We start from the raw sequence: 3,987 nt of genomic DNA, 5'->3' as shown, positions 1-3,987 counted from the left end.
TATAGATTTATAAGAAGAAATAGGCAATATTAAACCAAATATTCTTATAAGTTTAATTAATAATTCATTATTATAAAACCTAGAAACAACAGGTGCTAAAAAAAACAAACAAAAATAAAGAATACAAGAAAGAAGCAAACTACAATAAAAAAGTGTAGAAAAGTCTGTTTCATCTGCATCTTTCTTTTGTATTAAAGCAGCAGAAAAGCCATTAGTAACAAAGACATTCGCTATGTTAATAAAAACCATTCCCATAGCAACAAGCCCGTAATCATCTGGTGAAAGAATTCTTGCAATTACAATAGAAACTACAAAAGATATTAATTGTGCAAGAATTCTTTCTGCAAATTTCCAGAAAAAACCAGAGAATACAGCTTTACTAAGATTCATAAATACCTACTTTAAGAAGATCATAAAATTTTCTTTATTCTCAATAGCCGTAGTAGTAGGTCTTCCCAAATCCTCACGAGCTCCAATAGAACACTTTACCTCAATAAAAGATAATTCATTTCTATCTTTTGCAGCTTTTAATTCAGTATCAAGTTTCTCAAAGGTGTTAACACAAACTGCATTTGGATATCCACAAGCTTTAGCAACTCCGACTAAATCAATTTTTCCAGCAACGGTTGGCATTCCACCAACAGTTTCATGTGCCGAATTATTAATAACAACATGAACAAGATTCTTTGGAGCATTTGCACCTAACACAGCCATTGCCCCCATATGCATAAGGACAGCTCCATCTCCATCAATACACCAGATTTTCTTTTCAGGCTTATTAAGAGCAACACCTAAAGCAATTGAAGAACTGTGTCCCATTGAACCCACAGTCAGAAAATCATATTTGTGGCTCTGTTTATTGGCTTCACGAATTTCAAATAATTCACGACTTGCCTTTCCTGTTGTAGAAACGATTGGATCTTCTTCTGAAAACTGAACAATATGACGGATTATTTCTTCACGTACCATTTTATTATCATTTTTATATTCAACTTTACCGTCATAAGAAATAGCTCCTTTCTTTATGACAAAAGCAACCTGTTTACCTTCTGAAAGAAGTTTCTTAAAATCTGACATAACTTTTACAAGTTCATCCTCTGTAGTTTCTTTAGTAATTACAAAAGATGAAATACTCATATCATCAAGAAGTTTAACAGTAACTTCACCCTGATAGATATGCTGAGGTTCATCATGAACTCCAGGTTCTCCTCGCCATCCAATGATAAAAATCATAGGAATAGCATAAACCTTATCATTAAGTAAAGATGCAACTGGGTTTATTATGTTTCCTTCACCAGAATTCTGCATATAAACAACAGGAACTTTTCCTGTTGCAAGATGATAACCAGCAGCTAAAGCAGTACAGTTACCTTCATTAGCAGCAATTATATGATGTGCAGGATCAATTCCATAAATACCCATTAAATAATTACAAAGAGCTTTTAACTGTGAATCAGGTACACCAGTAAAAAAATCTGCACCTGTTACTTTTATTAAAGTTTCGACATTCATACTATTTCTCCAAAATCTGATGATAGAGTATATTTATTTCATCTTCTGTAAGTTTTACAGGATTATTTTTTAATCTTACAGGATTTACAGATGTCTTTAATACATCAAAATCTTCATCCTTAATATTACCAGGAAATTGTAAGGATAAACCTTCTAGAAGCTTCGAAAATGCTTGAGTTGCGTCTATCGCTTTTTCACAGCCCATTAACTTTGATAATTCTATGAATACATTTTCAAGATAATCTTTACCTCGTGAATCAATACATTTATCTGTATTGCAAACCATAAATGGCCATAGTTTATTTACACAAAGAGCCGCCGCATGACCATGAGAAATTCCATATAAACTTGTAAGTTTATAACACATAGCATGACCTGCAGTTGTCTGAGTAATATTAATTGCCTTACCTGCAAGATTAGCAGCTCTTAACATATTCTCATTGGCAGCATCTTCATTTGCAAGATATCCACTTAGGTTTTCAAAGATTGTTTTTATTGCTTCAGAAGAATATTTTTTTGATTCATCATTTGAATTTACAGACCAATATGACTCTATTGAATGACAAAGAGCATCAAGCATTGTTGATTTTTTCTGATAATCTGGGAGTGTTTTTAAAGCCGAAGAATCAAATAAAACTGCAGAAGGAATACAACTTTCATGATTAACAGATTGTTTTGCACCTTCATAGTAAACGACTGCATACCTTGTTGCTTCACTTCCCGTTCCTGCTGTAGTAGGTACAGCTAAAAATGGAATCTGATTAGGTACAATTTTCTGTTTAAGGTAGTTTTCATTATCATTCATGTTGGAATATAACTTAATACACTTTGCAACATCCATAGAACTACCACCACCTACTGCAACAATGGCAGTGCAATTTGATGATTTAAATAAATGCACTCCCTTTTCAACAGATTCATACAGTGGATTAGGTTGAAAATCATCAAATTTTACAACTTTTATCCCAAGTCTATTTGAAACCTGTTCAAAATAATTCTTTATTTTTAAGAATTTAAATGCAGCATCACAAACCAAAAATATAGAACTACATTTTATAGTCTTGAAATAATCATCCAATTCAGAATAAGTGTCTGATGCCTTAAAAATAATCTGACTCATAGAAAGACCTATTTTGTACCTGGAATCAATTCAAGAATTTCCTTTACACTCATACACATATCATTTGCTTCAAGAGAACGATGATGTGTAAGGATTGATTTTGCAGTATTAACCATAGCTGGATAAGCAGATCGCAACATATGATTAGCATAAATAACAACATTTACACCCCATTCTGTAAGTTCTTCTTCTGTAACATGATTATATGTAGTAGGAACTACAACAAGAGGAACAGAAGTATGTTTCTGTCTAAACTTCTGGCAGAATTCTTTAATATCTTCTCCACTCTTATTCTTACTGTGAATCATAATTCCGTCTGCACCGGCATCAACATATGCGAAACATCTTTCCAATGCATCCTCAACAGATTTTCCTGCAATAAGACTTTCACAACGAGCAATAATCATAAAGTCCTGTGCTATCTGAGCTCTTTTACCAGCCCTGATCTTTTCACTAAAACCTTCAATAGTATCTTGTGTCTGAATTGCATCAGTTCCAAATAAAGAATTCTTCTTTAAGCCAACTTTATCTTCAATAATAACAGCCGAAATACCAAGTCTTTCCAATGTACGTACAGTGAATACAAAGTGCTCAATTTTCCCACCTGTATCGCCATCAAAAATAACAGGTTTAGTTGTACATTCAAGAGCATCATTTAATCCATGAAGTCTTGTTGTAAGATCAACAGCTTCAATATCAGGTTTTCCTTTACTTGTTGAATCTGTCAGAGAACTTGCCCACATACCATCAAATTCTTCTGTCTTGTTATTAACCTTTACCTTAGTCTTTTCTATGATAAGGCCTGTAAGACCGGAATGACTTTCCATAATGCGAACAATTGGTTTTGCAGCAATAAGACGTCTAAGCATTTTCTGACGGATTTCTGGGGTTGTACCAATTTCTTTTACTTCTGCATTTAATGCAGTTGATGAAATACCAGGTGTATAAGGAACATCAATTACTTTACCACCCCACTTAGAAATACAATCAATTACACGCTGACGAGTTTCCTGCTGAACCCCAGTAAGCCAGTCATCTCCATGAACTACAAAATCTGGCTTCAATTCTTCAAGATTTGGAACATAATCTAAAGTTGTTTGAGGAACTACCTTTGCTACACCTTTAATATTCGAAACAATTTCAGCACGCTGTTCATAAGTGAGATAAGGTAATCGTTTATAACTTGCAATTGCCTCATCAGTAAGAACGCCTACTGTTACTTCACCAAGTTTCATAGCTTCGTGAATAATATTCAAATGACCATGATGAATTAAATCGGCACTCATGCCACAATATACAGTTTTCATTTTATCTCCTCTTTATAATATGCTTCAATTTCATGTTTATAAACCCTC

The 3,987-nt window shown here is 33.5% G+C and carries 4 protein-coding genes; all 4 read right to left on the bottom strand.

What is annotated here, in order from left to right:
- A partial coding sequence (locus K6D58_RS06835) for an oligosaccharide flippase family protein (protein ID WP_296828916.1) occupies positions 1–390 on the bottom strand: 390 nt, incomplete at its 3' end.
- A gap of 6 nt (positions 391–396) precedes the next feature.
- Positions 397–1,512, bottom strand: a complete 1,116-nt coding sequence (aepY, locus tag K6D58_RS06830) for a phosphonopyruvate decarboxylase (protein WP_296828914.1) — start codon at positions 1,510–1,512, stop codon at positions 397–399.
- Position 1,513: 1 nt separating this feature from the next.
- Positions 1,514–2,632, bottom strand: coding sequence for a phosphonoacetaldehyde reductase (locus K6D58_RS06825; RefSeq protein WP_296828913.1), 1,119 nt, complete (start codon positions 2,630–2,632; stop codon positions 1,514–1,516).
- Positions 2,633–2,640: 8 nt separating this feature from the next.
- Positions 2,641–3,939, bottom strand: coding sequence for a phosphoenolpyruvate mutase (gene aepX / locus K6D58_RS06820; protein WP_296828911.1), 1,299 nt, complete (start codon positions 3,937–3,939; stop codon positions 2,641–2,643).
- Positions 3,940–3,987: the final 48 nt, after the last annotated feature.

The organism is Treponema sp. (assembly GCF_024696245.1).
In the GTDB taxonomy this organism is placed as follows: Bacteria; Spirochaetota; Spirochaetia; order Treponematales; family Treponemataceae; genus Treponema_D.
Note: the sequence above shows the minus strand (reverse complement) of the source record. Positions and strands in the feature narration are given on the sequence as shown.

Bases quoted from the DNA above. Each gene is read 5' to 3' on its own strand.
- aepY (WP_296828914.1), bottom strand. From the start codon at position 1,512: ATGAATGTCGAAACTTTAATAAAAGTAACAGGTGCAGATTTTTTTACT.
- K6D58_RS06825 (WP_296828913.1), bottom strand. From the start codon at position 2,632: ATGAGTCAGATTATTTTTAAGGCATCAGACACTTATTCTGAATTGGAT.
- aepX (WP_296828911.1), bottom strand. From the start codon at position 3,939: ATGAAAACTGTATATTGTGGCATGAGTGCCGATTTAATTCATCATGGT.